This is a genomic window from Streptomyces niveiscabiei (assembly GCF_001419795.1).
In the GTDB taxonomy this organism is placed as follows: Bacteria; Actinomycetota; Actinomycetes; order Streptomycetales; family Streptomycetaceae; genus Streptomyces; species Streptomyces niveiscabiei.
On record NZ_LIRL01000736.1, the window covers coordinates 1 to 6700 of the forward strand.

Here is a 6700-nt window from a genome sequence, read left to right on the forward strand (position 1 = left end):
ACCTGCTCCCGCCCGCCCCCGTCCCGGGCCTCCAGCCGGAACTCGCTCACCCACACCAGATCGTGCAGCACCCGGACACACGACAGATCCCGAAGCCGCTCCTCATCCCGCACGTACAACCGGACCCGAGTACCCCCCTCGGCCATCCCGTCATCGGCACCGTCATGCCGCTGAACCCGAAAAAGACTCCCGCTGCTCGGAATCTCCACCCGAAGCGCGTGGTCAGCCGGAATTCCCTCAGGACTCACCACCCGCGTGACGATGCTCATCTCCTCCGCGAGCATGAAGTAACTGAACACCCCGATCCCGAACCGGCTGTTGGGATACAGCCGCAACTCCGGATCGTGCCGCAGCCACTTCGACTGCTCCCGCCGAAAAGAAGTGGACCTCTCGAACCGGCTCCCCGCCCGGGTGAACGTCTGCTTGAGCTGCTCCGCACTCATCCCCACGCCATTGTCACGGCACTCCACGTACCGCCCCCGCTCGTCCTCCCCCTGCGTGAAAACGATCCGCCCGCTCCACTCGGCGGGATGAGCCCCGACGCTGTCCAGATATTTCCAGCGCATTCCGCGATAGCGGCAAGCGTCCATGGCGTTCTGATAAAGCTCCCGAAGAGCGAGTTCGGGCTCACCCCCGTAAAGCTGCTCACCCATCAACAAATCCCGCACCTCGGTCTGCGCGAGATGAAACCGGAGCAGAGGAACCTCGTAGGACTCCCTGCCGCCCACCCGGGACGGCCGCAGATCCCGGTCGGTGACCCGCCCGGGTACGTCAGCGAGGAGCCCGCTCCGGGAAGCCCGCCCGGCGACGCGATCGGCCTCCTCGACGACCTCGGCCAGCGCCGCGTGCACGGCCTGATGAGGACAGAGCGCGTCGAGGTGCAGCGAGTCCCCCTCCCGGTGCCAACTCAACTCCCGCGCGACACCGACCACTTGCTGGGGCAGCACCGCATCGGAAACGGCGAGATGATCCGCCACCACATCAGGCAGCACCCGGACATCCACGGCCAGCAGAGCGGCGAGCCGCAACAACACCCCCAACTCCCCGACCCGCAACACCTGATGCCCCTTGCCCGGCACCAGAACCTTCCGCGAACCCCACGACTCGACCGCCTCATCGGACCCCACCCCGGAGGCCACCACCCCCAGCAACTCCCCGAGATCCTGCGCCCGATCCTCCGCGAGCCCGAGCCTCCCCGCGAGCGAGACGGCACCCACCGGCACGGCCTCGTCCTCCGTCTCGGACAGATCCGCGATCCACCGATGAACGAGCCACATCGTCAACGCGGCGACATCCTCGACCCGCCCGCGCCCCCGGCAGTCCACCAACTTCCGCGCGACCCGCCCGTGTTGCTCCACGATCTGCTCGTAGTGCAGCCGATGAGCACTCCCGCCCCGCCGCTCGACGTCGGAGGGCTCCACCTCGACGGCCTGACTCAACCGTGAAGCCCAGGCCACCTCATGGAGGAACGGCGCGGCGACCAGAGCGACCACTTCGACGACGGACAAGGCCGCGCCCGACGGCAACAGCGAGGGCAGCCGGTCACGCAACACCCGTACCGGGAACAAGTCGTCGCCCCACGGATCGGCCTCGGACCACCGCTCCTGGGCCAGGTGCACACGCCGAGCGCAGTCCTCGGCGAACTCCTCCAACACCCCTACCAGAGAAGCCCGTTCACCCTCCGGGACGTACTCCCACAGGGGCGTCCCCCGAACGGCCTCCTGCCACGCCTCCAGCAGCGCCCGGCCCTCGCAGATCTCCGTCTTCCTGGTCCGGTCCTCCTCGAAGGACCCGTACTGGAACCACGGACTCTGCCGCACCCCGTGCCGCCGAGCGGCCTTGACGGTGGCGGCGCGGGCGGCGGCGAGGACGTCCTCCACGGACCGGGCCGGCGTCATCGGACCGAGCGCCTCGGCCAACCCCCGGGTGAAGAAGCTCCCTTCGGGCGTGGACCCGCTGAACTCCCCGGCGGAACACCCGGCCATGAACGCGAACCCGCCCCGAGGCGGACCGCTGACCGCCTGATTGGCGAACGCCTCACCGTCGAGCTCGTTACGGCACGCGTCGACGAACCACAGAACGGTCTCGGCCGCACAACCCTTCAGCAGGGGGCTGATGTTGGCGGAGACCAGGGAGTCGAGATGCACCTCGCTCCACACCCCGTCCGCAGGGGCGATCGCATCGGAGGGGACGAGATAGTCGGCACCCCCGACCCGCACACCGTGCCCGCTGAAATACACCAACAGCGTCCCACCGGACGGAACTTGACGGGCCGTCTGGTCGATCGTCACCTTGATCCGACTGCGCCCGGCGTCGGACAGCACCTCGACGTCGTACCCCGACGCCCGCAACGTCGTCTCCAGCAGCCGGAGATCGGAACCGACCGTCTCCTCAAGCGGCTCCAGCACCCCGACGGTCTCGGGCGCCCGCCCGACCCCGATGAGCAGAGCCCTGCGCGCCTGCACCATGTCCCCGTCCCCTCCCCGAGCAGAGAGAACATGATGGCAAACGGTGCGCGCGGCTGAGCAACACCGGGAAGCTGAGCAACACAGGGAAAAGGGGCGTCACTTCACCTGAGTGCCCCCGAACGGACCCCGCCCCGAACACGCCTCGACCTCAAGACCCGCCCTGCCCCCAAACACCGCAGTGGCCGCCCCGGCCGGCGTTTCCTCGGGGCGGCCACTGCGTCCTGTCACGTCACTGGTTGACGGTGCAGGGCGCGAGCGCGTCCAGGCCGACCGGCTTCTCGGCGGTGCGGCCGATCGCGGTGGCGATGCGGTTGATCGTCGCGATGCGCTTGTCCTCCAGCGGCCCGTTGATGGCGTTCTGGACGAAGTTGGGCCCGCCCTGGCCGACGGTCTTGACGAGCCGCTCGTTGGCTTCGTTGATCTGCGTCTGGAGCAGGGCGAGGTTGCGGTCGACCTCGGCCTGCGCGGACGCGGGGATCGCGGGGAGCTGCGAGGCGACGTCCGGGCAGGAGATCGCACCGGCACCACCGGCGTTCTCGTTGCCCGCGTTGTTGTTGCCGGCGTTGTTGTTGCCCGCGTTCTCGTTGCCCGCGTTGTTCCCGGCACCCGCGCCGTTGTCCCCGGCACCTTCGCCCGCGTTCCCAGCACCCTCACCGGCGTTCCCGGCGCCGTTCCCGCCACCCGCGTTGACCGTGCAGGGCGCGAGCGCGTCCAGGCCGACCGGCTTCTCAGCCGTACGCCCGATCGCGGTGGCGATGCGGTTGATCGTCGCGACGCGCTTGTCCTCCAGCGGCCCGTTGATGGCGTTCTGCACGAAGTTGGGCCCGCCCTGGCCGACGGTCTTGACGAGCCGCTCGTTGGCTTCGTTGATCTGCGTCTGGAGCAGGGCGAGGTTGCGGTCGACCTCGGCCTGCGCGGACGCGGGGATCGCGGGGAGCTGCGACGCGACGTCCGGGCAGCTGATCGTGCCTGGGCTCGCCGCGAGCGTCTTGGCGTTCGTCGCGTTGTTGTCGGACGAGTCCTGCCCGGCGAGGGCGGTACCCGCGATGACGGCGCCGGAGAGCACGACCGCGGCGGCGCCGCCGATGAGGCCGACGCGACGCTTGTTGTACTTGGGGAGAGCCCTGGACATGGAGATGCCTCACTTGGGTCAGGAAGTGGGTGTTCAACGCGGCGCCTGCGTTCGTCGGGAAGTACGAGCAAGCGGTTGCCGTTGTTCAACGTCTCCCCAAACGCGGCCCAAGAGATCTTCACAGCCGGGACGGGTGAGTGAACGCACTCAAGACCCAGATTGACGAACCATGCAGAGTTCTGCATACTCATGCATGTCAGCGAATGCACTGTGAGGAGAAACCCGTGACCGAGCGCGTCGTACTCGCCTACTCAGGCGGATTGGACACCTCCGTCGCCATCGGCTGGATCGCCGAGGAGACGGGCGCCGAGGTCATCGCCGTCGCGGTCGACGTCGGCCAGGGCGGCGAGGACCTGGACGTCATCCGCAAGCGCGCCCTCGCGTGCGGCGCCGTCGAGGCCGAAGTGGCCGACGCGAAGGACGAGTTCGCCGAGGAGTACTGCCTCCCCGCGATCAAGGCCAACGCCCTCTACATGGACCGCTACCCGCTGGTCTCCGCGCTCTCCCGGCCGACGATCGTCAAGCACCTCGTCGCCGCCGCCCAGAAGCACGGCGCCACCACGGTCGCCCACGGCTGCACCGGCAAGGGCAACGACCAGGTCCGCTTCGAGGCCGGCATCGTCGCCCTCGCCCCCGACCTCAAGTGCATCGCCCCGGTCCGCGACTACGCGATGACCCGTGACAAGGCGATCGCGTTCTGCGAGGAGAAGAACCTCCCGATCGCGACCACCAAGAAGTCCCCCTACTCCATCGACCAGAACGTCTTCGGGCGCGCGGTCGAGACGGGCTTCCTGGAGGACATCTGGAACGCCCCGATCGAGGACATCTACGAGTACACCCAGAACCCGGCCGTCGCCCGCGACGCCGACGAGGTGGTCATCTCCTTCAAGGCGGGCGTCCCGGTCGCCATCGACGGCAAGCCCGTCACCGTCCTCCAGGCCATCCAGCAGCTCAACGAGCGCGCCGGCGCCCAGGGCATCGGCCGGATCGACATGGTCGAGGACCGTCTCGTCGGCATCAAGTCCCGCGAGGTGTACGAGGCTCCGGGCGCGATCGCCCTCATCACGGCCCACCAGGAGCTGGAGAACGTCACCGTCGAGCGCGAACTCGCCCGCTACAAGCGGCAGGTCGAGCAGCGCTGGGGCGAACTGGTCTACGACGGCCAGTGGTTCTCCCCGCTCAAGCGCGCCCTGGACGGCTTCATCGACGAGGCCAGCCAGCACGTCAACGGCGACATCCGGATGACCCTCCACGGTGGCCGCGCGGTCGTCACCGGCCGGCGCTCGGACACGTCGCTGTACGACTTCAACCTGGCCACGTACGACACGGGCGACTCGTTCGACCAGGCCGCCGCCAAGGGCTTCATCGACATCTACAGCCTGTCGTCGAAGATCGCCGCCAAGCGGGACCTCGCGTAACCGATAGCGTGACAACCGCCTCCCCACGCACCCGCGTTGGGGAGGCGGTGGCACATCATCAGCTTTGAGGAGCAAGTGCAGTGAGCAGCAACAGCGGTGACGTACGGCTCTGGGGCGGCCGTTTCGCCGACGGTCCCGCCGAGGCCCTGGCGAAGCTGTCCGCGTCCGTCCACTTCGACTGGCGTCTGGCGCCCTACGACATCGCCGGCTCCCGCGCCCACGCGCGCGTCCTGCACAAGGCGGGCCTCCTCACGGCGGACGAACTCACGCGCATGATCGCCGGGCTGGACCAGCTCGAAGCGGACGTCGCGTCGGGTGAGTTCGTCGGCACGATCGCCGACGAGGACGTCCACACCGCCCTGGAGCGCGGCCTCCTGGAGCGCCTCGGCCCCGACCTCGGCGGCAAGCTCCGCGCGGGCCGCTCCCGCAACGACCAGGTCGCGACGCTCTTCCGCATGTACCTCCGCGACCACGCCCGCATCCTCGGCGGCCTCATCGCCGACCTCCAGGACGCGCTGATCGCCCTCGCGGAGGCCCACCCGGACGTCGCGATGCCCGGCCGCACGCACCTCCAGCACGCCCAGCCGGTCCTCTTCGCCCACCACCTGCTGGCCCACGTCCAGCCCCTCACCCGCGACGCCGAGCGCCTGCGCCAGTGGGACGCCCGTACGGCCGTCTCCCCGTACGGCTCCGGCGCCCTTGCCGGCAGCAGCCTCGGCCTCGACCCCGAGTCGGTCGCGGCGGACCTCGGCTTCGAGCACGGCAGCTCCGGCAACTCCATCGACGGCACGGCCTCCCGCGACTTCGTCGCCGAGTTCGCCTTCATCACGGCGATGATCGGCGTCAACCTCTCCCGGATCGCCGAGGAGATCATCATCTGGAATACGAAGGAGTTCTCCTTCGTCACCCTCCACGACGCGTTCTCCACAGGCTCGTCGATCATGCCGCAGAAAAAAAACCCGGACATCGCGGAACTGGCCCGAGGCAAATCAGGCCGCCTGATCGGCAACCTGACGGGCCTCCTCGCCACCCTGAAGGCCCTCCCCCTGGCCTACAACCGAGACCTCCAGGAAGACAAAGAACCGGTCTTCGACTCCTGCGACCAACTCGAAGTCCTCCTCCCCGCGTTCACCGGCATGATCGCCACCTTGACGATCCACCGGGACCGCATGGAAGAACTGGCCCCCGCCGGCTTCTCCCTGGCCACGGACATCGCGGAATGGCTGGTCAAACAGGGTGTCCCCTTCCGCGTGGCCCACGAGGTAGCGGGCGAATGCGTCAAGGCCGCAGAGTCCCAGTCGAAGGAACTGAACGACCTCACAGACGAAGAGTTCGCCAAGATCTCCCCCCACCTAACCCCAGAGGTCCGCACGGTCCTGAACGTCCCCGGAGCCCTGGCCTCCCGCAACGGCCGAGGCGGCACGGCCCCCAGCGCGGTGGCGATCCAACTGGCAGAGCTCAAGTCAGACGTGGCAGAACAACACAACTGGGCAGAGGCCAAAAACAAGTAACCCCGCAACGGAAGCACCCCCGGAAACGGAACCGGATCCCTGAAGAGGGAAGGGCCGAAGGCCCCTTCCCTCTTCAGGGGCGCGGGGAACTGCGCGCTCAACCAAAGACCACCCGCACCCGCCCACGAACCGAGCCCCCACCCCCGTAGGCGAAGGGGGTCGAAGGGGCAC

The 6700-nt window shown here is 68.6% G+C and carries 4 protein-coding genes; 2 read left to right on the plus strand and 2 right to left on the minus strand.

Annotated elements, in window-relative coordinates; all coding sequences use genetic code 11:
• Together AOK24_RS32235 and AOK24_RS32240 are read right to left on the minus strand one after the other, a co-directional pair.
• The coding region (locus AOK24_RS32235) for an HD domain-containing protein (protein WP_206191295.1) at window positions 1-2468 on the minus strand (2468 nt) is incomplete at its 3' end.
• A gap of 229 nt (window positions 2469-2697) precedes the next feature.
• Complete coding sequence (locus tag AOK24_RS32240; protein WP_055723564.1) at window positions 2698-3600, minus strand: hypothetical protein; 903 nt, start codon at window positions 3598-3600, stop codon at window positions 2698-2700.
• Window positions 3601-3824: 224 nt separating this feature from the next.
• Between AOK24_RS32240 and AOK24_RS32245 the strand changes: the two genes are divergently transcribed.
• Complete coding sequence (locus tag AOK24_RS32245) at window positions 3825-5018, plus strand: argininosuccinate synthase (RefSeq protein ID WP_055723565.1); 1194 nt, start codon at window positions 3825-3827, stop codon at window positions 5016-5018.
• An 80-nt stretch (window positions 5019-5098) separates the two neighbouring features.
• Window positions 5099-6529 (plus strand): argininosuccinate lyase, encoded by a 1431-nt coding sequence (gene argH, locus AOK24_RS32250; RefSeq protein ID WP_055723566.1) that lies wholly within the window; start codon window positions 5099-5101, stop codon window positions 6527-6529.
• Window positions 6530-6700: the final 171 nt, after the last annotated feature.